Annotated in this window: 19 protein-coding genes; 11 read left to right on the forward strand and 8 right to left on the reverse strand. The window is 53.4% G+C overall.

What is annotated here, in order from left to right:
• Positions 1-81 precede the first annotated feature (81 nt).
• From HV037_RS05280 to kduD, 4 genes are all read left to right on the forward strand, one after another.
• Complete coding sequence (locus HV037_RS05280; protein WP_103284183.1) at positions 82-966, forward strand: LysR family transcriptional regulator; 885 nt, start codon at positions 82-84, stop codon at positions 964-966.
• Between the two features lie 102 nt (positions 967-1068).
• Positions 1069-2247, forward strand: a complete 1179-nt coding sequence (locus HV037_RS05285; RefSeq protein ID WP_103284182.1) for an acetyl-CoA C-acetyltransferase — start codon at positions 1069-1071, stop codon at positions 2245-2247.
• 484 nt (positions 2248-2731) lie between these two features.
• Positions 2732-3568, forward strand: coding sequence for a 5-dehydro-4-deoxy-D-glucuronate isomerase (gene kduI, locus HV037_RS05290; RefSeq protein ID WP_103284181.1), 837 nt, complete (start codon positions 2732-2734; stop codon positions 3566-3568).
• 57 nt (positions 3569-3625) lie between these two features.
• Entirely contained in the window at positions 3626-4387 is a 762-nt protein-coding gene (kduD, locus tag HV037_RS05295; RefSeq protein ID WP_016154286.1) for a 2-dehydro-3-deoxy-D-gluconate 5-dehydrogenase KduD, read from the forward strand.
• A 144-nt stretch (positions 4388-4531) separates the two neighbouring features.
• On the opposite strand, the gene HV037_RS05300 is transcribed toward kduD, so the two are convergent.
• On the reverse strand, positions 4532-4858 hold the full coding sequence (locus tag HV037_RS05300) for a cupin domain-containing protein (RefSeq protein ID WP_016154285.1): 327 nt from the start codon (positions 4856-4858) through the stop codon (positions 4532-4534).
• A gap of 137 nt (positions 4859-4995) precedes the next feature.
• On the opposite strand from HV037_RS05300, the gene HV037_RS05305 reads away from it, so the two are divergent.
• Positions 4996-5703: an aspartate/glutamate racemase gene (locus HV037_RS05305; protein WP_103284180.1), complete on the forward strand. Its 708-nt coding sequence runs from the start codon at positions 4996-4998 to the stop codon at positions 5701-5703.
• Here the strand turns inward: HV037_RS05305 and HV037_RS05310 are convergent.
• Positions 5675-6610, reverse strand: coding sequence for a LysR family transcriptional regulator (locus HV037_RS05310; RefSeq protein WP_016154283.1), 936 nt, complete (start codon positions 6608-6610; stop codon positions 5675-5677). The genes HV037_RS05305 and HV037_RS05310 overlap by 29 nt on opposite strands.
• Before the next feature lie 118 nt (positions 6611-6728).
• On the opposite strand from HV037_RS05310, the gene lysA reads away from it, so the two are divergent.
• Entirely contained in the window at positions 6729-7985 is a 1257-nt protein-coding gene (gene lysA, locus HV037_RS05315) for a diaminopimelate decarboxylase (protein ID WP_016154282.1), read from the forward strand.
• 51 nt (positions 7986-8036) lie between these two features.
• On the opposite strand, the gene HV037_RS05320 is transcribed toward lysA, so the two are convergent.
• Both HV037_RS05320 and galR read right to left on the reverse strand, forming a co-directional pair.
• Positions 8037-9047: a LacI family DNA-binding transcriptional regulator gene (locus HV037_RS05320; RefSeq protein ID WP_008785715.1), complete on the reverse strand. Its 1011-nt coding sequence runs from the start codon at positions 9045-9047 to the stop codon at positions 8037-8039.
• A gap of 13 nt (positions 9048-9060) precedes the next feature.
• The gene (galR, locus tag HV037_RS05325) at positions 9061-10089 is read right to left on the reverse strand and encodes an HTH-type transcriptional regulator GalR (RefSeq protein WP_181500200.1); all 1029 of its coding nucleotides are present in this window, start codon (positions 10087-10089) and stop codon (positions 9061-9063) included.
• A gap of 606 nt (positions 10090-10695) precedes the next feature.
• Between galR and aas the strand changes: the two genes are divergently transcribed.
• Together aas and lplT are read left to right on the forward strand one after the other, a co-directional pair.
• Complete coding sequence (aas, locus tag HV037_RS05330; RefSeq protein WP_103284179.1) at positions 10696-12855, forward strand: bifunctional acyl-ACP--phospholipid O-acyltransferase/long-chain-fatty-acid--ACP ligase; 2160 nt, start codon at positions 10696-10698, stop codon at positions 12853-12855.
• The gene (gene lplT / locus HV037_RS05335) at positions 12848-14053 is read left to right on the forward strand and encodes a lysophospholipid transporter LplT (RefSeq protein ID WP_016154279.1); all 1206 of its coding nucleotides are present in this window, start codon (positions 12848-12850) and stop codon (positions 14051-14053) included. Before aas ends, lplT begins: the two co-directional genes overlap by 8 nt.
• A gap of 100 nt (positions 14054-14153) precedes the next feature.
• On the opposite strand, the gene HV037_RS05340 is transcribed toward lplT, so the two are convergent.
• From HV037_RS05340 to mutH, 4 genes are all read right to left on the reverse strand, one after another.
• Positions 14154-15194, reverse strand: a complete 1041-nt coding sequence (locus tag HV037_RS05340) for an NADP(H)-dependent aldo-keto reductase (protein WP_016154278.1) — start codon at positions 15192-15194, stop codon at positions 14154-14156.
• A gap of 106 nt (positions 15195-15300) precedes the next feature.
• Positions 15301-15519 (reverse strand): lipoprotein YgdR, encoded by a 219-nt coding sequence (ygdR, locus tag HV037_RS05345; protein ID WP_000758660.1) that lies wholly within the window; start codon positions 15517-15519, stop codon positions 15301-15303.
• 144 nt (positions 15520-15663) lie between these two features.
• The gene (locus HV037_RS05350) at positions 15664-16377 is read right to left on the reverse strand and encodes a TerC family protein (RefSeq protein WP_016154277.1); all 714 of its coding nucleotides are present in this window, start codon (positions 16375-16377) and stop codon (positions 15664-15666) included.
• Positions 16378-16452: 75 nt separating this feature from the next.
• Complete coding sequence (gene mutH / locus HV037_RS05355) at positions 16453-17148, reverse strand: DNA mismatch repair endonuclease MutH (RefSeq protein WP_047499360.1); 696 nt, start codon at positions 17146-17148, stop codon at positions 16453-16455.
• A 684-nt stretch (positions 17149-17832) separates the two neighbouring features.
• Here mutH and rppH point away from each other — a divergent pair.
• The 3 genes from rppH to lgt all read left to right on the forward strand — a co-directional run bounded on the left by rppH (position 17833) and on the right by lgt (position 21662).
• Positions 17833-18363: an RNA pyrophosphohydrolase gene (gene rppH / locus HV037_RS05360; protein WP_003825602.1), complete on the forward strand. Its 531-nt coding sequence runs from the start codon at positions 17833-17835 to the stop codon at positions 18361-18363.
• A 12-nt stretch (positions 18364-18375) separates the two neighbouring features.
• The gene (gene ptsP / locus HV037_RS05365) at positions 18376-20622 is read left to right on the forward strand and encodes a phosphoenolpyruvate--protein phosphotransferase (RefSeq protein ID WP_016157379.1); all 2247 of its coding nucleotides are present in this window, start codon (positions 18376-18378) and stop codon (positions 20620-20622) included.
• Between the two features lie 164 nt (positions 20623-20786).
• Positions 20787-21662, forward strand: a complete 876-nt coding sequence (gene lgt, locus HV037_RS05370) for a prolipoprotein diacylglyceryl transferase (RefSeq protein WP_003825606.1) — start codon at positions 20787-20789, stop codon at positions 21660-21662.
• Positions 21663-21664 lie beyond the last annotated feature (2 nt).

The following is a 21664-nucleotide window of genomic DNA, read 5'->3' on the forward strand; positions in this document are numbered from 1 at the left end:
GCCCGGATAACGGAATTGTGGCAATTTTATCGTTTTATGTGATATCTAAAAGATAGTATCCATCGATAAAGTAGATAGTTCATGCGTTACTCCCCTGAAGCGTTAACGGCATTTGTGGAGACCGTTTCCTGCGGCTCATTTTCTGCTGCGGCCCGGCGGCTGCGTAAAAGTCAGTCCACCATCAGCACGGCCATTGCGCATCTGGAAGCCGATCTCGGTTTTGCGCTGTTTGACCGCTCATCCCGTCAGCCGACGCTAACCGAAGAAGGTAAGCGGGTGCTGGGCTATGTGCAGGCAATTTTGACGGCCAGCGAACGTCTTGATGAGGCAGCGATTTCGCTGTCGGGTGAAACGGAAGCGCGTCTGACCTTCGTTTTGTCTGATACGCTGCATCCGGATGTGCTGGAAGAATTGATGGTGCAGTTTGACCACAAGTTTCCCCATACCGAGTTTGAATGTTTGATTGGCGAAGATGAAGACGTGATCGATCTGCTGCAAAAAGGACGTGCTCAGGTTGGGTTGATCGAAGCGCGGGAGGATTACCCGACCGACATGGGCGTCACGCGTCTGCCGATGCAAACCTGGATGGGATTATACGTTGCGGCATCACATCCACTGGCGACTCAAGAAAAACTGCAGTGGGAACAGCTACATACCTGGCGAGAGCTGCGGCTGAATACCTATCTGGAGAGCGGCACTAACGTGGCGCGCGGCCCCGTCTGGTCGGCGCCTAACTATTTGTTGCTGCTGAGTATGGCGGTGCAGGGATTCGGCTGGTGCGTGCTCCCTTGTGCGCTGGTGGAGGAGTTTGCGGCAGAAAAACCGCTGGTCCAATTGATGCTGCCCGGCTGGCCAAAGGCTATCTCTATCGATCTGCTGTGGAATAAGAAATCACCGCCTGGCGTGGCGGGAAGTTGGCTGCGCGACCATTTACAGCAGAGTGGCGTTCAGATGACCAATAAATGATACGAATTTCCTTTGTGATAAAAATCACCATTTTTAAACAACCTTGATAACTCTTTTTAACAATCATCTACTATTGCGGTGTTATTTTGCGCTGAGGTGGTGATGAAAGAGGTTGTGATAGTCGGGGCGTTACGGACACCAATCGGCTGCTTCCAGGGGACGCTGGCGCGCCACTCTGCCGTTGAATTAGGTAGCATGGTGGTCAGGGCGTTACTGGAGCGCACGGGCGTGGACGTTCACGCTGTGGATGAAGTGATCCTCGGACAGGTGCTTACCGCAGGTGCCGGGCAAAATCCGGCGCGTCAGTCCGCCATCAATGGTGGGCTACCCAATACCGTCTCCGCCATCACCATTAACGATGTCTGCGGCTCGGGTCTGAAAGCGCTGCATCTGGCGACCCAGGCTATCCAGTGCGGCGAAGCCGACATTGTCATTGCGGGCGGACAAGAGAATATGAGCCGTGCGCCGCATGTCCTTACTGATAGCCGTACCGGCGCACAGTTGGGCAACAGTCAACTGGTCGACAGCCTGGTGCATGACGGCCTGTGGGACGCTTTCAACGATTACCATATGGGCGTTACCGCGGAAAATCTGGCGCGGGAATATGGCATCAGCCGTGAACTGCAGGATGCCTACGCACTGCATTCGCAGCACAAGGCGCGGATGGCAATTGACGCCGGGCGCTTTAAAGATGAAATCGTGCCGGTGGTAACGCAGCGTAATGGGCAATCGTTCGTGGTGGATACCGACGAACAGCCGCGCACCGATGCCAGCGCAGAAGGGCTGGCGCGTCTGGATCCGACCTTCGACAGGCTCGGTTCAGTAACCGCGGGCAACGCGTCATCCATCAACGATGGCGCCGCTGCGGTGATGATGATGAGCGAGGTTAAGGCCCAGGAGCTGAATTTGCCGGTGCTGGCCCGCATCCGCGCCTTTGCCAGCGTCGGGGTCGATCCCGCGCTCATGGGAATTGCGCCGGTGTACGCGACGCGCCGTTGCCTTGAGCGTGTGGGCTGGCAACTGGCTGATGTTGATCTTATCGAGGCCAACGAAGCCTTTGCCGCACAGGCATTGTCCGTTGGGAAAATGCTGGAGTGGGATGAACGTCGGGTGAATGTGAACGGCGGAGCCATTGCGCTCGGTCATCCGATTGGCGCATCTGGCTGCCGTATTCTGGTTTCACTGGTGCATGAAATGGTGAAGCGTAGGGCGCACAAGGGCCTGGCAACGTTATGTATCGGCGGTGGTCAGGGCGTGGCGCTCGCTATCGAGCGAGATTAACCCCCCGAAGTTTTCTCTGCTTAAACGCCTTTCCCGCTGTATATCCCCTGCATCTATAAAAAAGCCCTCCAACAGGAGGGCAAGGCCAGTTACAGAAACATACACTCTAAACTCTGCCAACGTATCAAAACGGCGTTTCATTTCATGTGATTAACAGCGCACTTTGCTATAAAAGGTGTGTGAACGGCGTGTGAGGCTGGCTGTATTTTCAATGTCTTATCCCTACCCTTCATGAACTACTCTTGTTTATTTTTATCTATCTAATTGTTTTAAATGATTTTATTGAAATTACTTCCGCGATTTATATGCGCTAGCGTGATCGCAATTACACTTTTGATAATAAGATGCAGAAAAAGTGAAACGTTGTTTTATTTGTAATTGAAAACCCATTCCGGGAGGGATATCATGAGCGCATAAGATAAAACGGAACAGCGTTTTGCTATTCGTTTAAGCATTCACGGTCAATTTATCACTGGAGGTAAATGTGGACGTAAGACAAAGCATCCATAGTGCGCATGCGAAAACCCTGGACACTCAGGAGCTGCGTAATGAGTTTTTGGTCGAAGAAGTGTTTGTCGCAGATGAATACACCATGGTCTACAGCCACATTGACCGCATCATTGTTGGCGGCATTATGCCAGTGGCCAAAACCGTCTCTGTGGGTGGCGAAGTCGGCAAACAGCTGGGCGTAGCCTACTTCCTCGAACGTCGTGAGCTGGGTGTGATTAACATCGGTGGCCCGGGCACGATTACCGTTGACGGCCAGTGCTATGAAATTGGTCATCGTGACGCGCTGTACGTCGGGAAAGGGGCCAAAGAAGTGGTATTCGCCAGCATCGATACGGCGAAACCAGCGAAGTTTTACTATAACTGCGCGCCGGCCCACACGACTTATCCAACCAAAAAAGTCACGCCAGCAGACGTTGCGCCAGTAACGCTGGGCGATGACCTCACCAGTAACCGTCGTACCATCAACAAATATTTTGTGCCGGATGTGCTGGAAACCTGCCAGTTGAGCATGGGTCTGACCGAACTGGCGCCGGGTAACCTGTGGAACACCATGCCGTGTCATACCCATGAACGTCGTATGGAAGTCTATTTCTATTTCAATATGGAAGAAGATACCTGCGTCTTCCACATGATGGGGCAGCCTCAGGAAACGCGTCATATTGTGATGCACAACGAGCAGGCGGTGATTTCGCCGAGCTGGTCAATTCACTCCGGCGTTGGCACAAAAGCTTATACGTTCATTTGGGGCATGGTCGGCGAAAACCAGGTCTTTGATGATATGGACCATGTAGCGGTCAAAGATCTGCGCTAGTTGCGGGCGATAGCCGTGCCTGCTGCGGCGGGCATTATAAAAAATTAAGGATTTACAATGATTTTGAATGCATTCTCTCTTGAAGGTAAGGTCGCCGTTGTGACCGGTTGTGACACTGGCCTGGGTCAGGGTATGGCGTTGGGTTTGGCTGAAGCGGGCTGCGATATCGTGGGGATCAACATCGTTGAACCGACGGAAACTATCGAACGCGTGACCGCGCTGGGGCGCCGTTTTTTAAGTCTGACCGCCGACCTGCGTCAAATTGACGGCATTCCGGCGCTGCTGGAGCGCGCAGTGGCAGAATTCGGTCATATCGATATTCTGGTCAACAACGCAGGTCTTATCCGTCGTGACGATGCGATCGACTTCAGCGAAAAAGACTGGGACGACGTGATGAACCTGAACATTAAGAGCGTGTTCTTTATGTCTCAGGCCGCGGCGAAGCACTTTATCGCTCAGGGTAACGGCGGCAAAATTATCAACATCGCCTCTATGCTTTCCTTCCAGGGCGGGATCCGCGTGCCGTCTTACACCGCGTCTAAAAGCGGCGTAATGGGCGTCACCCGCCTGATGGCGAACGAGTGGGCCAAACATAACATCAACGTCAACGCAATTGCGCCGGGTTACATGGCGACGAACAACACTCAACAGCTGCGCGCTGATGAGCAGCGTAGCGCAGAAATTCTCGATCGTATCCCGGCGGGTCGTTGGGGTCTGCCGAGTGACCTGATGGGGCCGATTGTGTTCCTGGCATCCAGCGCATCTGACTATATCAACGGCTATACCGTTGCGGTAGACGGCGGCTGGCTGGCGCGTTAATCCGCTTTCCAGAACCGACAAACCCTGCCCTTTGGCAGGTTTTGTCGGTTAAACATAAGGTGAATGTAGCAATACACCGGAGGCGACATATTCATTCCCTCTGGAACAACATTATGCCGCCAGGCAGATTACGAACAGATAAAATTACGCAGGCAGAAAATCTTCGCGCATGGGCGTAAAGGTATCGAGTAGTGTTCCCGGTTTTAAACAGACGCAGCCATGCATAATGTTGGGCTGTTTATATAGGGTATCGCCTGCCCTAACGACATGCTTTTCTTCGCCGATGGTAAATTCAAACTCCCCAGACAAAACGTAAGTCAGCTGCTCATGCGGATGATTGTGCATCGGACCAATCGCGCCTTGCTCGAAGTTCACCTCAACCGCCATCATTTTACCGTCGTGAGCAAGAATGCGTCGGGTAACGCCATTGCCCAGATCTTCAAGGGTGGTCTCTTTATGAAAAATAAACATTCGGCCTTCCTGTAATTAAAACAATGTTTCATTAAACCTATATCAGAAAATTAAAAAAAGAAATGCACGCCAACAGATGTGGAAAGTTGATCACATCTTTGGTTCACTGGAGAGATAACAACAAATCAGGGGAAATGATGAAAACGATCGGTCTGTTAGGCGGTATGAGCTGGGAATCCACCATTCCTTATTATCGACTCATTAATGAAGGGGTAAAACAGCGTCTGGGTGGCCTGCACTCGGCACAGATTCTGTTGCACAGCGTAGATTTTCACGAGATCGAAGCCTGTCAGTCTGGCGGTGACTGGCAGCGAGCTGGGGAGATCCTCGCGCAGGCCGCCGCAGGGCTTCAGCAAGCCGGAGCGGAGGGGATTGTGCTGTGTACCAATACCATGCACAAAGTTGCTGAGGCGATTGAAACCGCCTGTGACGTGCCGTTCCTGCATATTGCCGATGCGACGGGTCGGGCCATACAAAAACAGCAGATGAGCAACGTGGCGCTACTGGGTACGCGCTACACCATGGAGCAGGATTTTTACCGCGGGCGCTTACAGACTGTATTTGGTATTAGCACGCTTATTCCTGAGGCTGATGACCGTCAGAAAATAAACCAGATTATTTTCGACGAGCTGTGCCTCGGTGAGTTCAGCAACGCCTCCCGCGACTACTACCTGAGCGTAATTGATCAGTTGGCTAAACAGGGCGCTCAAGGGGTTATCTTTGGCTGTACCGAGATTGGTTTGCTGGTTCCAGCCGAGCTAAGTCCATTACCGGTTTTCGACACCGCGGCAATCCATGCGCAAGATGCGGTGGCGTTTATGCTTTCGTCTGTGGATACAAAATAGCCTCCAGCGGATCGATAAGTCTCGGGAGTTGAGCTTGCAGATGCGCCGTAAAAGCATCGACCAGCGCCGAGGCAGGGCGATGAAGTGGGTGGATCAGGCTGACCGTAAAGGGTACCGAAATGCTGAAGCGGCGGATAACCACTCCGCTGCTGGCATAATCCAGCGCGGTCAGTGGGTTTACCACCGAGATCCCCACGCCCGCCCGCACCATTGCACAAATTGAAGCGGCGCTGTGGGTTTCAATCACCATGCGGCGCTTCACCTGATGTTCGTTAAACAGGGTGTCCAGTAGCTGACGGTAACTGTCGGTCCGCGACAGGCTGATGTAGTTCTCTCCCTGAAAATCCTGCGGCGTTAATACCGCTTTCTCGGTCAGCGGATGCCCCTGCGGCAGTACACACACTTCATCCAGCGCCAGCAATTCGGTGCGTTTCGTTCCGGCAGGCGTATGCAACGTTTCCGTTAACCCCAGATCGTGGCGCTGCGCCGACAGCCACTCTTCCAACAGTGGTGACTCCTGCGGCACTATCTGAATGTTGACCTGCGGATAGCGTGCAAGAAATGGCTGCAGCAGCGGCGGTAAAAAGGACTGCGAAAATACCGGCAGGCAAACAATCGACAATTCACCTTGACGAAATTCGCGCAGGCTTTCGGCGGCGCTCACAATTCTGTCCAGGCCGTACCACGAACGTTGTACCTCTTCAAACAGACGTAAGCCTTGCACGGTTGGATGCAGTCGGCCACGCGTGCGTTCAAACAGCGTTAATCCCAGGACTTTTTCGAATCGGGCCAGTTCACGGCTGACGGTGGGCTGCGAGGTATGTAGCATGCGCGCGGCCTCCGTCAGATTGCCTGCGGTCATGATGGCGTGAAAAATTTCAATGTGGCGCAGGTTAACCGCGGGCATAGGCAATCCTCGAATGAGCTAATCCATATCATTTTTGCATAGACTAACGATAAAACGATATTTTTTATTCTTTTTGAGCTGTGGCGTAATCATAAAAAAGCCAATACCGGAGCACGCCATGCCACGCCCACTCAACAACACAGACACTGACCTGACCGCCGACAACCTGTTGCGCCTGCCTGCCGAATTCGGCTGCCCGGTGTGGGTCTATGATGCGCAGATTATTCGCGCGCAGATTGCCAAACTGAGTCAGTTTGACGTGGTGCGTTTTGCCCAGAAGGCATGTTCGAATATTCATATTTTGCGCCTGATGCGCGAGCAGGGCGTGAAGGTCGATTCCGTCTCGCTTGGCGAAATTGAACGCGCGCTGGCGGCAGGTTTTGTACCGGGCAAAGATGAGATTGTCTTTACCGCCGATATGATTGATGAAGCGACGCTCGCCCGGGTGCATGAATTGAGCATTCCGGTAAATGCCGGGTCGGTCGATATGCTGGAACAACTGGGCCAGCTCTCGCCGGGCCATCGCGTCTGGCTCCGCGTAAACCCTGGCTTTGGGCATGGACACAGTCAGAAAACCAATACCGGGGGAGAGAACAGCAAGCACGGCATCTGGTACAGCGATCTTCCGGCGGCGCTGGAGGTAATTCAGCGCTATAAGCTGAAGCTGGTAGGTATTCATATGCATATCGGCTCTGGCGTGGACTACGCGCATCTGGAGCAGGTGTGCGGCGCGATGGTGCGTCAGGTGGTGGAATTTGGTCAGGATCTGGAGGCGATCTCCGCAGGCGGCGGTTTATCAATCCCGTATCGCGAAGGTGAGGAGGCGATCGACACCGATCACTATTTTGGATTGTGGAACGCCGCGCGCGATAGTATTGCGCGTCATCTGGGTCATGCCGTCAAACTGGAGATCGAACCAGGGCGTTTCCTGGTCGCGGAAGCTGGTGTGTTAGTGGCGCAGGTGCGCAGCGTAAAAGAGATGGGCAGCCGTCACTTTGTGCTGATCGATGCGGGCTTCAACGATCTGATGCGCCCGGCCATGTACGGTAGCTATCACCATATCTCCGCGCTGGCGGGGGATGGTCGTTCTCTGCAACAAACTCCTCAACGGGAAACCGTGGTGGCCGGACCGCTGTGCGAATCAGGCGACGTGTTTACCCAGCAGGAAGGCGGAAATGTGGAAACCCGTCTGTTGCCTGCGGTGGTGCCGGGTGATTATCTGGTTTTGCATGATACCGGGGCGTACGGAGCGTCAATGTCGTCAAACTACAATAGCCGCCCGCTGCTGCCGGAGGTCTTGTTTGATAACGGCGTGGCGCGACTGATTCGTCGTCGCCAGACCATTGATGAGCTGTTAGCGCTGGAATTAATCTGAGTAAAGCTGGCCGGATAAGGTGCTTGCGTCGCCATCCGGCTCTTTTTCATATTACTTAAAGTACGGTCCGAGCGTTACTGAGTCACGTAATACCAGTTTGCCGGTAAACGGAGGGATCGGCTCCACGCTCTCACCGTTGGCCAGACGTATAGCCTGGTCGATTGCCGTGGTTATCATGGTATCAATCGGCAGATAAACGGTAGATAACCCCGGTTCCAGCCATTTGGCGCTGGGCGCATCATCAAAACCAAACAGCGAGACGTCCGTCGGGATCCTCAGTCCGGCCTGATGTAACGCTTTTGATGCACCTAATGCCATGTCATCGTTACAGGCGAAAAGGGCGCTGAATTTCACCCCTTCCTCCAGCAGTTCTCGACAGGCTTCATAGCCTCGCGTCATCGTGGAGTCGCCGTATTTAACCTTATCAGGATCCCAGGGAATACCGTTTTTTTCCAGAGCCTTACGATACCCCATCAGGCGGGATTTACCGGTAGGCGTATGGCCTGGCACGGTGATACAAGCAATATCGCTGTGCCCCTGCGAGATCAGATAATTGACCGCCTGATACGCCGCGTCTTCCTGCTCAAAGAAAATCGCGCGATCGCGGGCCTGACTGACATCACGGTTGATGACCAGCAAGGGCATCGCAATGCTGTTCATCAGCGACATAATCGCCTTTTCACTCATATAGCGGGTATAGAGAATAATGGCGTCGCACTGCCTGTCGGCCAGCATTTGCACGGCTTCCTGCTCACGCTCCGGCGTGTCGTGACCATCGGTGACGATCAACTGCTTGCCGTGAGACTCCGTCTGGCGCGAGGCCTGTTGCAGCAGGCGGCCAAAGTAGAATCCATCAAATGTGGAAACCACCAGGCCAATGCTGTTGCTGGTGCGATTCGCTAAAGAGCGCGCTAAAAAGTTGGGTCGATAATCGAGTGCCTGCATGGCCTTGAACACTTTCTGGCGCGTGCTCTCTTTTACCTGACCCGTTCCATTTAGTACGCGCGAAACGGTCGCTTTTGAGACGCCTGCGTGTCGTGAAACGTCCAACATCGTAGTCATGACGCAATCCTGGTTAATCGTTTGACGATGAGTTCCCCGGCTCTGTTAGCGCCGAAACGGAATGGCGACGCACCAGAGTTGGGTTAAAGACGTGGGTAATTTCAGGTGCGGGTCGCTTCTCCGCCAGCGCGAGCGCCAGTTCGGCGGCCTGGGTTGCCATCGTCACGATGGGATAGCGTACCGTGGTCAGACGTGGGCGCACATAGCGGGAAATCAGCACATCATCAAAGCCAATCAGCGAGATTTCTCCCGGCACATCAATGCCGTTATCATTCAATACGCCCATGGCGCCAGCCGCCATTGAGTCGTTGTAGCAGGCTACCGCAGTGAAGTTTTTGCCACGACCAAGTAACTCGGTCATGGCCTGTTCACCGCCGCTTTCATCCGGTTCGCCGAACGTCACCAGTCGATCGCTTACCGGTATATTGCTCTCCGCCAGCGCGTCGTAATAGCCTTGCAGACGATCTTCCGCATCAGAAATACTGTGATTGGAACACAGGTAGCCAATGCGCGTATGGCCCTGTTGAATAAGGTGTCGGGTAGCGAGCCACGCGCCGAAACGGTCATCGAGGGCAACGCAGCGTTGTTCGAATCCCGGCAGAATTCGGTTAATCAATACCATGCCGGGGATTTGCTTCATTAATGAAGCCAAATCCGCATCCGGGATGATTTTGGCATGGACAACAAGGGCCGCGCAGCGGTGGCGAATGAGCTGTTCAATCGCCTGACGTTCCTTCTGTTCATTATGGTAGCCGTTGCCAATCAGCAAAAAATTCCCGGTGTTATAGGCCACCTGCTCGACAGCTTTAACCATTGCCCCAAAGAATGGATCGGACACATCACCAACGACCAGACCGATGGTTTCAGTGGATTGTTGCGCCAGTGCACGCGCATTCGCATTGGGGTAGTAGCTGAGTGATTCCATTGCACTCGTTACGGCCAGACGCGATGCTTCGCTGGCTTTGGGGGAATCATTGATCACTCGAGAAACGGTGGCGACTGATACACCAGCTAGTCGGGCTACATCCTTTATGGTCGCCATGATAGTACCTGTTGTGGGTAAACGCTTACATTCCGTCAGTGTTACGGAAAATGGCTGGCTGTTCAAGCAGATTGCCCGTCAGGACCTCGCAAATGTGAGCGCGCGCGAGCGAAGTAAGACAGAAAATAGAAAATGCTAATTTTTGCTTACACTTTGCGATGTGCTGTTGCGATTGTTCGCTGGTGGGAGAACTGAGCGGATTGCTAAAGTTGGGATCCCAGAGGTATTGATAGGTGAAATCAACTTTCGGGTTGATCACTAGAATTACACCAGCCTGCGCAGATGCGCAGGTTTTTTTTTGCCTTCAGCCTATCTGTAACAGTAACCGATAATTTACACAACTCGTTGCATTTGGGTTCATTCCTTTGCGTTTTCGTACTGGCGTATCTGGCTGCTGACGACCACAATCAAGATCCCAGAGGTATTGATTGGTGAGATTATTCGGTACGCACTTCGTACCTGTCTCTTGCACCGACCTGCGCGGATGCGCAGGTTTTTTTTCGGACTGTATTTACCTGTTTACCTGTTTACCTGTCGCGCCCATTCCCCAACTCGTATACTCTCCCACCATTAATGTTTCTATAATTAATGGCACAGGGAGTTGAGATGCTATTTGGCTTTTTTCGTAATCTGTTTCGCGTGCTTTTCCGCGTTCGCGTCACGGGCAATGTCAGCGCGCTACAGGGAGAACGCGTTCTAATCACTCCCAACCATGTCTCATTTATAGACGGCATCCTGCTGGCGCTATTTTTACCGATTCGTCCCGTCTTCGCCGTTTACACCTCGATCAGCCAGCAATGGTATATGCGCTGGCTAACCCCGCTGATTGACTTTGTGCCGTTAGACCCAACCAAACCGATGTCGATTAAGCATCTGGTCCGTCTGGTCGAGCAGGGCCGTCCGGTGGTGATTTTTCCCGAAGGACGCATTTCGACCACCGGTTCGTTGATGAAAATATATGACGGTGCCGGGTTTGTCGCCGCCAAGTCGGGAGCGACGGTCGTTCCTGTCCGCATTGAGGGGGCAGAGCTTTCCCACTTCAGCCGCCTGAAAGGTCTGGTTAAACAGCGATTCTTCCCGCGTATCCAACTGCACATTCTACCGCCGACTCAAATGCCAATGCCGGAAGCCCCGCGAGCTCGCGATCGCCGCAAAATCGCCGGTGAAATGCTACATCAAATTATGATGGAAGCTCGCATGGCGGTACGCCCGCGTGAAACGCTATACGAGTCGCTGCTGGCGGCAAAATACCGTTTTGGCGCGGGCAAAAACTGCATTGAAGATGTTAACTTTACGCCAGACAGCTACCGCAAACTGCTGACTAAGACGCTCTTTGTGGCCCGTATTCTGGAAAAATACAGCGCCGAAGGTGAAAAAATCGGCCTGATGCTGCCAAATGCGGGGATCAGCGCGGCGGTCATTTTTGGAGCCATTGCGCGTCGACGCATTCCGGCCATGATGAACTACACGGCGGGCGTGAAAGGGTTAACCAGCGCCATTACTGCGTCTGAAATCAAAACGATCTTCACTTCCCGACAGTTTCTCGATAAAGGCAAACTCTGGCATCTACCGGAACAGCTCACCCAGGTGCGCTGGGTTTATCTGGAAGATTTAAAAGCCGATGTGACGTTGAGCGATAAGCTGTGGATTTTCTCACATCTGCTGGCACCGCATCTGGCGCAGGTGAAACAGCAGCCGGAAGAGGCTGCTGTGATCCTCTTTACGTCTGGTTCGGAAGGCCATCCGAAAGGCGTGGTCCACAGCCACAAGAGTATTCTGGCGAACGTTGAGCAGATTAAAACGATTGCCGATTTCACCGCCGATGACCGCTTTATGTCGGCGCTGCCGCTGTTCCACTCCTTTGGCCTGACGGTGGGATTATTCACGCCGCTACTGACCGGTGCGGAAGTGTTTCTTTATCCCAGCCCGCTTCATTACCGCATTGTGCCGGAGCTGGTATACGACCGGAACTGCACCGTGTTGTTTGGTACTTCAACGTTCCTCGGCAACTATGCGCGTTTCGCGCATCCGTACGATTTCCACCGCCTGCGCTATGTGGTGGCAGGCGCGGAAAAACTGCAAGACAGCACAAAGCAGCTATGGCAGGAGAAATTTGGCCTGCGTGTCCTTGAAGGCTATGGCGTGACGGAATGTGCGCCGGTTGTGTCGATCAATGTACCGATGGCGGTAAAATCAGGAACGGTAGGGCGCATCTTGCCTGGCATGGATGCCCGACTGCTGGCTGTTCCGGGTATTGAGGATGGTGGGCGTTTGCAACTGAAAGGCCCGAATATTATGAGCGGCTATTTGCGCGTCGAAAAACCTGGCGTGCTGGAAGTGCCGACGGCAGAAAATGCGCAGGGTGAGATTGAGCGCGGCTGGTATGACACCGGAGACATCGTCCGCTTTGATGAAAACGGCTTTGTACAGATCCAGGGGCGCGCCAAGCGTTTTGCTAAAATTGCCGGAGAGATGGTCTCGCTGGAAATGGTTGAGCAACTGGCATTGGCGGTATCTGCAGACAAAATGCACGCCACGGCGATCAAGAGCGATGCCAGCAAAGGTGAGGCGCTGGTGCTGTTCACTACCGACAGCGAACTCACACGTGAAAAACTACAGCAGTATGCGCGAGCGCATGGCGTGCCTGAACTTGCCGTACCGCGTGATATTCGCCACCTGAAGCAACTCCCATTACTCGGCAGCGGTAAGCCGGATTTTGTTACGCTGAAAAGCTGGGTCGATGAGCCGGAAAAACAACATGATTGAGTCAGCGCACACTAACACTTCAATCTGGTCCAAAGGGATGATGTCCGTCATCGCCGCGCAGTTTCTGTCGGCGTTTGGCGATAACGCACTGCTGTTCGCCACGCTGGCGCTGCTGAAGGAACAATTTTATCCGGACTGGAGCCAGCCAATCCTGCAAATGGTGTTTGTGGGCGCTTACATCCTGTTTGCGCCATTTGTTGGACAGGTGGCGGATAGCTTTGCCAAAGGCAGAGTGATGATGTTCGCGAACGCCCTGAAACTGCTGGGCGCGGCGAGTATTTGCTTCGGCATTAATCCGTTTCTCGGGTATACGCTGGTGGGGATTGGTGCGGCCGCGTACTCACCGGCCAAGTATGGCATTCTCGGTGAATTGACCACCGGTGACAAACTGGTGAAAGCCAACGGTCTGATGGAAGCCTCCACCATCGCCGCGATTTTGCTCGGTTCTGTCGCCGGCGGCGTTCTGGCCGACTGGCATGTGATTGCCGCACTTTCTGCCTGTGCGCTGGCCTATGCTGGCGCCGTGGTGGCTAACCTGTACATCCCGAAACTGGCCGCGGCTCGTCCTGGCCAATCCTGGCATCTGGGGAAAATGACGCGCAGTTTCTTCTGCGCCGCCTCTTCGCTGTGGCGCAACGGTGAAACACGTTTTTCGTTGGTCGGAACCAGCCTTTTTTGGGGCGCGGGCGTCACGCTGCGTTTTCTGCTGGTGCTGTGGGTTCCGGTGGCGCTCGGCATCACCGATAACGCTACGCCGACCTACCTCAATGCCATGGTAGCGATTGGGATTGTCGTAGGTGCGGGGGCGGCAGCGAAGCTGGTGACGCTGGAAACCGTGTCGCGCTGTATGCCAGCGGGGATCCTGATTGGCGTCGTGGTGCTGATTTTCTCACTTCAGCATGCGCTGCTTCCGGCTTACGCGTTGCTGATGCTTATCGGCGTGTCAGGTGGCTTCTTTGTGGTACCGCTGAATGCGTTGCTGCAGGAGCGGGGCAAGAAAAGCGTCGGTGCGGGTAATGCGATCGCGGTGCAAAACCTGGGCGAAAACAGTGCGATGCTGCTGATGCTTGGGATTTACTCACTGGCAGTGCTGGTGGGGATCCCGGCGGTAGCGATTGGTATTGGATTCGGCGCGCTGTTTGCGCTGGCGATTGCGGCGCTGTGGATTTGGCAGCGCCGCCAGCCTGGTACGAGATGAATGAACAATGAATGTGCCGGATTGCAGCGTCGCCTTATCTGGCCTACAGAACGCAGCAATTTGTAGGTCTGATAAGCGTAGCGCCATCAGGCACTAACCGTCACGGTGCAGGATAGGTATACACCTGATGCACCGCTTCAATCTCTGCCAGTACTTCTTCGCTCAACTCCAGATGCAGGCTTTCAACGTTGGTTTTTAGCTGCTCCATCGTCGTGGCTCCCAGCAGGGTGCTGGCGACAAACGGCTGACGACGCACGAATGCCAACGCCATTTGCGCAGGATCCAGATTATGGCGTTTCGCGATATCCACATAGGCCGCAACGGCTTTTTGCGTTTGCTCGCCGCTGTAACGCGTGAAACGGCTAAACAGCGTATTGCGTGCACCGGCAGGCTTCGCGCCGTTCAGGTATTTACCGGTTAATGTACCGAAGCCAAGGCAAGAGTAGGCCAGCAGTTCAACGCCTTCATACTGGCTCACTTCCGCCAGTCCAACCTCAAAGCTGCGATTCAGCAGGCTGTAGGGGTTCTGGATGGTGGCGATGCGCGGCAGATCGTGTTTGTCCGCCAGGTGCAGGTAGCGCATCACGCCAAACGCGGTTTCATTGGACACGCCGATGTAGCGAATTTTCCCCGCGCGCTGAAACTCTGCCAGCGCGTCCAGCGTATCCAGCAGCGAAACGACTGGCGCAGAGTCCGTCCAGCTGTAGCCTAACTTACCAAAGCAGTTGGTCGGGCGCTGCGGCCAGTGAACCTGATACAGATCCAGGTAATCGGTTTGCAGTCTTTTCAGGCTGTCGTGCAGCGCTTCACGGATATTTTTACGGTCCAGCGCCTGATTCGGTCGAATACCGCTGTCGTTGTTACGTGAAGGTCCACTGACCTTAGAAGCAACGATTAGCTTTTCACGGCTGCCGTGTTTGGCGAGCCAGTTACCTACGTAGGTTTCGGTGAGACCCTGGGTTTCAGGACGCGGCGGTACCGGATACATCTCGGCAACGTCGATCAAATTTATGCCTTGTTCTACGGCATAATCGAGCTGTGCATGTGCGTCGGCTTCGCTGTTTTGTTCACCAAACGTCATTGTGCCCAGCCCCAGTGTACTGACTTCAAGCGAGCTGTGGGGTATACGGTGATATTGCATAGCCGTTTCCTTTTTATAATCACGACATAAGGATTATAAAAATGGCTGAGGGAAGAGAAAAAGGGAAGTAAAATTGTTAAGGCCAGCGCGCTGCTGACCTCAACCATCAGCGTTCAATGATTTGAGACACATCATCGCGATTAATCTGCATCGCATTGCCTTGCTGGTCGTGATAGCTCACCAGACCGGTATCATCGTCAATTTCTGGTTTTCCATCGGTCAGGATCATTCGACCATCTTTTGTCGCCATTACATAATCACTGCTGCATCCGGAAACGGCAAAAGCCAGTCCTACGGCGGAAATCAAAACTGCCCATTTTTTCATCTGCTTATCCTCACATAGCCTGCATCTGACAATAGTTTAGTAATAACGCGAAGTTGTGCATGGCGAAAGCAGTAAAATCTTAAACTGTGAGAAGAGGTAGGTGTGGCGCGCATTCGCTCCCCGTGCGGGGAGCGATGGATTTCATCAGAGCGGATTTTTTTTATTACGCCACAGGTTCAAGGTCTCTACCGCAATAGAGAAGAACATGGCGAAATAGATATATCCTTTCGGAACGTGGACGTCGAAACTTTCCAGAATTAGCGTGAAACCGACCAGAATCAGGAACGAGAGCGCCAGCATTTTTACCGAAGGATGGCGGTCGACAAAATCGCCAATCGGGCGTGCAGCAAACATCATCACACCCACGGCAATCACCACTGCCGCCATCATGATAAACAGATGATCGGACAAGCCTACCGCAGTAATCACGGAATCCAGGCTGAAGATTATGTCTAACAACATGATCTGCACAATCGCGCCCAGAAAAGAGGAAACGCGGGTTTTCAGCCCCTCTTCCTCACCTTCAATGGATTCGTGGATCTCCTTACTGGCTTTCCAGATCAGGAACAATCCCCCGAGTAGAAGGATCAGGTCGCGCGCTGATATTGCCTCGCCAAACACTTCGAATAGCGGGTTTGTCAGACGCGTTACCCAGGCGATAGAGGCCAGCAGTGCCAGACGCATGATCATCGCCGCCGCAAGCCCAATTCGTCGGGCATGATTGCGTTGCGCTGTCGGGAGTTTGGCTACAACCAGAGAGAGGAAAATAATATTGTCGATCCCAAGAACGATCTCCAGCAGCGTCAGCGTACCGAGCGCAAGCCAGGCGTTAGGATCGGTTATCCATGCAAATAACATCGAACAAAGTCCTGCCAAAAAAAAGAAGCGGTAATTATAGGCCCGTAACGCGGCGGGTGAAAGACCGGACGGTGCCTATTGCGCCTGGAACAAGAAATGTCGCTCAAGCAATGCGCGCGTGAAGTTCTTTTTCAAGTAAAAACCGCGAGGTAGGGTCAGGATGGGTTCGCCATGGGCGCCAATGGCCTCGGTAAGCGCTCGGGCGTTGGCGGCTTTAGGACGCAGCTGTAGCACTTCCCCATGGCGGGCAGTGATGCGTTCGACGTGGCCTAACACAATCATATCCATCAACTCTTCCCAGTCCAGACGCAATTGCCGGTCTTCTTCTTCATTCGGGCTCCACAGCAGGGGAGAGCCGACGCGGCGCTCTGCCAGCGGGATGCTGCGTTCGCCTTCTACCGGGATCCACAGAACGCGTTTAAGTTTGTGCCGCACATGGCTGGTTTCCCAGGTAACGCCGGTATTGCCGGTTAACGGTGCCACGCACACAAAGGTGGTTTCCAGCGGTCTGCCAAGGCTATCCACTGGGATTGTTTTCAGCTCCACGCCCAGCGCCGCAAAATCCTGCTCCGGTTTGCTGCCCGCACTAGCGCCGAGCCAGATTTCCAGTAACACGCCAATCCAGCCTTTATCGCGCTTGAGATCCTTGGGGGCGACGAGTCCTGCCATTGCCGCCAACTCTCCCAGCGCGTAGCCCGAAAGCAGCCGTGCCTGGCTCAACAACTGGGCTTCAGATTCAGGGGGAGAAAGCAGCGGATGGAGTTCTGACATCGGGTTAACCCTTAGGTGAAAAAATGAGCAAAGATTTTATACCGTGTGGACAGAGTTTATCTTTTTCCACATGCTTTATTCAATTCTATGATTTATATTGGTTTTTAGATTCACATACGCAGAGTTGCGCAACAGCGAAGCGGGTTTTCCAATTCTGGTCACTGACAATGAACAGGATCTTACACCATGTTATCCACAGAAAGATGGGATAACTGTGAAAAACCCCCACTACTGTTTCAATTTACAGCCTTGACGTGCGACGAAAATCGAATTTTCACACAAATTGTGCCTAACTTATTGGCATAATCTGTGGATAAAACCAACGCTGGTCGATCTTTCATCAGCCTGAAGATCGTGTGCGTGATATACGTCACGTTTCTATGGGTTTATTTGCGCTGAACGGTTTTAACTTTATGAATATAGAAGACTATTTTTGATATGTGACGAATGTCTTATTCGGACTGTTCTGGGTTTTCCCATAGTAATTCCGTACTTCTTCACAACTATATCCACAGAAAAGGTGAATAAAATCGCCTTGCTTGCCCTTCTTCTGTTTATAACTTCGCCCTTAGCTGTGAGTTATTCAATTGTTATTAGAGTATCGCGCCCTTAACAGAGTGGTTTACCGCCTCTCTGGAGTGTGAAACAATCGTTTGTATATAAGGTTTATATTGAGGTAGTCCGGTGATTGATGACGATGGCTACCGCCCGAATGTAGGGATAGTAATTTGTAACCGCCAGGGGCAGGTCATGTGGGCCCGGCGATTTGGTCAGCACTCCTGGCAATTCCCGCAAGGTGGGATAAATGCAGGAGAGACAGCAGAGCAGGCGATGTACCGGGAACTCTTTGAAGAAGTGGGTCTCAGTCGTAAAGATGTACGGATCCTTGCTTCTACTCGTAACTGGTTGCGTTACAAGTTACCGAAACGTTTGGTGCGTTGGGACACGAAGCCGGTTTGTATCGGCCAGAAACAAAAATGGTTTCTTCTGCAATTGGTCAGCAGCGATGCTGAAATCAATATGCAAACCAGCAGTACACCTGAGTTCGACGGCTGGCGCTGGGTGAGTTACTGGTATCCGGTTCGACAGGTGGTGTCATTTAAACGCGATGTCTATCGCAGGGTGATGAAAGAATTCGCAAGTGTTGTCATGGCGCTTCAGGAAAGCACTCCTAAGCCGCAAAGCGCACCTGCGTACAGACGTAAAAGAGGTTAAGCTACGCAAATTATGCTCACCCGCCTGCGCGAAATAGTCGAAAAGGTGGCCAGTGCTCCGCGTCTGAATGAAGCGCTGAATATTCTGGTTACCGACATCTGTCTTGCGATGGATACAGAGGTCTGTTCGGTTTATTTGGCCGATCACGATCGACGTTGTTATTACCTCATGGCGACCCGGGGACTGAAGAAACCGCGTGGTCGTACTGTCGCACTCGCGTTTGATGAAGGTATCGTTGGCCTGGTTGGCAGGCTGGCGGAACCTATCAACCTCGCCGATGCGCAAAAACATCCCAGCTTTAAATACATCCCTTCGGTAAAAGAAGAGCGCTTTCGTGCGTTCTTAGGCGTACCGATTATTCAGCGCCGTCAGCTGTTAGGTGTGCTGGTGGTCCAGCAGCGCGAATTGCGCCAGTACGATGAAAGTGAAGAGTCTTTCCTCGTCACGCTCGCCACGCAAATGGCGGCGATTCTTTCGCAGTCGCAGCTTAACGCGCTGTTCGGCCAATACCGGCAAACGCGCATCCGCGCATTGCCCGCCGCCCCTGGTGTGGCAATAGCCGAAGGCTGGCAGGATGCGACGCTGCCGCTGATGGAGCAGGTCTATCAGGCTTCAACGCTGGATCCGGTGCTTGAGCGCGAGCGACTCACCGGTGCGCTGGAAGAGGCGGCGAATGAATTCCGCCGCTACAGCAAACGCTTTACCGCTGGGGCGCAAAAAGAAACGGCGGCGATTTTTGATCTCTACTCACACTTGCTTTCCGATACTCGTCTGCGCCGTGAGCTGTTTGCGGAAGTGGATAACGGTTCGGTGGCCGAGTGGGCCGTTAAAACGATCATTGAAAAGTTTGCCGAACAGTTTGCCGCGCTGAGTGATAACTACCTCAAAGAGCGGGCCGGAGATTTACGCGCGCTGGGCCAGCGTCTACTGTTCCATCTTGACGACTCGATCCAGGGGCCGAATACCTGGCCGGAGCGCTTTGTGCTGGTGGCGGATGAGCTTTCCGCCACCACGCTGGCGGAACTTCCTCAGGACCGCTTAGTCGGTGTGGTTGTCCGGGACGGCGCGGCCAACTCTCATGCGGCTATTATGGTTCGTGCGCTGGGTATCCCTACCGTCATGGGGGCCGATATCCAGCCGTCGGTGTTACATCGCCGTACGCTGGTAGTAGACGGTTATCGCGGTGAACTGCTGGTCGATCCAGAACCGGTATTGATCCAGGAATACCAGCGTCTTATCAGTGAAGAAATTGAGCTGAGCCGCCTGGCGGAAGATGACGTCAACCAGCCAGCACAGTTGAAAAGCGGCGAGCGTGTGAAGGTGATGCTCAATGCGGGCCTCAGCCCGGAGCATGAAGAGAAGCTGGGGAGCCGGATCGATGGCATTGGCCTGTATCGCACCGAAATCCCGTTCATGCTGCAAAGCGGTTTTCCTTCGGAAGAAGAACAGGTTGCGCAGTATCAGGGCATGCTGCAAATGTTTAACGACAAGCCGGTGACCCTACGTACGCTGGATGTCGGCGCCGATAAACAACTGCCCTACATGCCGATCAGTGAAGAGAACCCGTGCCTTGGCTGGCGTGGGATCCGCATAACGCTCGATCAGCCGGAGATCTTTTTGATCCAGGTTCGGGCCATGCTGCGTGCCAACGCGGCAACCGGCAACCTGAGCATTTTGCTGCCGATGGTCACCAGCATTGATGAAGTGGACGAAGCGCGACGTTTGATTGAACGCGCCGGACGCGAAGTGGAAGAGATGATCGGCTACGCGATCCCAAAACCGCGCATTGGTATCATGCTGGAAGTTCCGTCGATGGTGTTTATGCTGCCGCATCTGATAAACCGGATAGACTTTATCTCGGTCGGAACCAACGATCTCACTCAGTACATTCTGGCTGTAGATCGTAACAATACGCGGGTGGCCAGCATTTATGACAGCCTGCATCCGGGTATGTTACGTGTGCTGGCGATGATTGCGCAGGAAGCCGAAAGAAGCGGTATCGATTTGCGATTGTGCGGTGAAATGGCGGGCGACCCGATGTGCGTGGCCATTCTGATCGGCCTGGGTTTTCGCCATTTGTCGATGAACGGTCGTTCCGTGGCTCGCGTTAAATATCTGCTGCGCCATATCGATTTTGATGAGGCGCAAACGCTGGCGCAACGCAGCCTGGAAGCACAGATGGCGACAGAAGTACGCCATCAGGTGGCGGCTTTTATGGAACGCCGTGGCATGGGGGGACTGATTCGCGGGGGATTGTGAATCGGGGGCTGGTAACAGTAGGTATACATATCTTTTAACTGTAATCGGCATCCGCTGCGATCCCCATGTGCTATCATTCGCACCTTTGGAGCGCCTGCATTATGCAGGCGCGCTTATCAATTGCTGTCTGACTTCAGCGAAATAACAAGAACTTGTGGTGACAGATGACCAGTAGCTATCTGCATTTTCCGGATTTCGATCCGGTCATTTTCTCAATCGGACCCGTCGCGCTTCACTGGTACGGCTTAATGTATTTGGTGGGGTTTATTTTTGCGATGTGGCTGGCGACGCGCCGTGCTAATCGTCCGGGCAGTGGCTGGACCAAAAATGAAGTAGAAAACCTACTGTATGCGGGCTTCCTCGGGGTTTTCCTTGGAGGGCGTATTGGTTACGTACTGTTCTATAACTTCCCGTTATTCCTCGATAACCCACTGTATCTGTTCCGCGTCTGGGACGGCGGGATGTCCTTCCACGGTGGGCTTATTGGTGTGATCCTGGTGATGATTATCTTCGCCAAACGCACCAAGCGTTCGTTCTTCCAGGTTTCTGATTTCATTGCCCCGCTGATTCCGTTTGGTCTGGGGGCAGGGCGTCTGGGCAACTTTATCAACGGTGAGCTGTGGGGACGCGTTGATCCGAATTTCAAGTACGCCATGCTGTTCCCGGGCTCCCGTACCGAAGACATTTTACTGCTGCAAACTAACCCGCAATGGCAGTCTATTTTTGATACCTACGGCTCGCTGCCGCGCCATGCCTCACAGCTTTATGAGATGGCGCTGGAAGGCGTTGTGTTGTTTATCATTCTTAATCTGTACATTCGTAAACCGCGCCCGATGGGTTCGGTATCCGGTCTGTTCCTGATTGGTTATGGCGCGTTTCGTATTATCGTTGAATTCTTCCGCCAGCCGGATGCGCAGTTTACCGGCACCTGGGTACAGTACATCAGCATGGGACAGATCCTCTCAATCCCGATGATTGTCGCAGGCATTATTATGATGGTTTGGGCGTACCGCCGCAGCCCACAGCAACACGTTTCCTGAGG

The organism is Citrobacter sp. RHBSTW-00017 (assembly GCF_013797615.1).
Lineage (GTDB): Bacteria > Pseudomonadota > Gammaproteobacteria > Enterobacterales > Enterobacteriaceae > Citrobacter > Citrobacter braakii.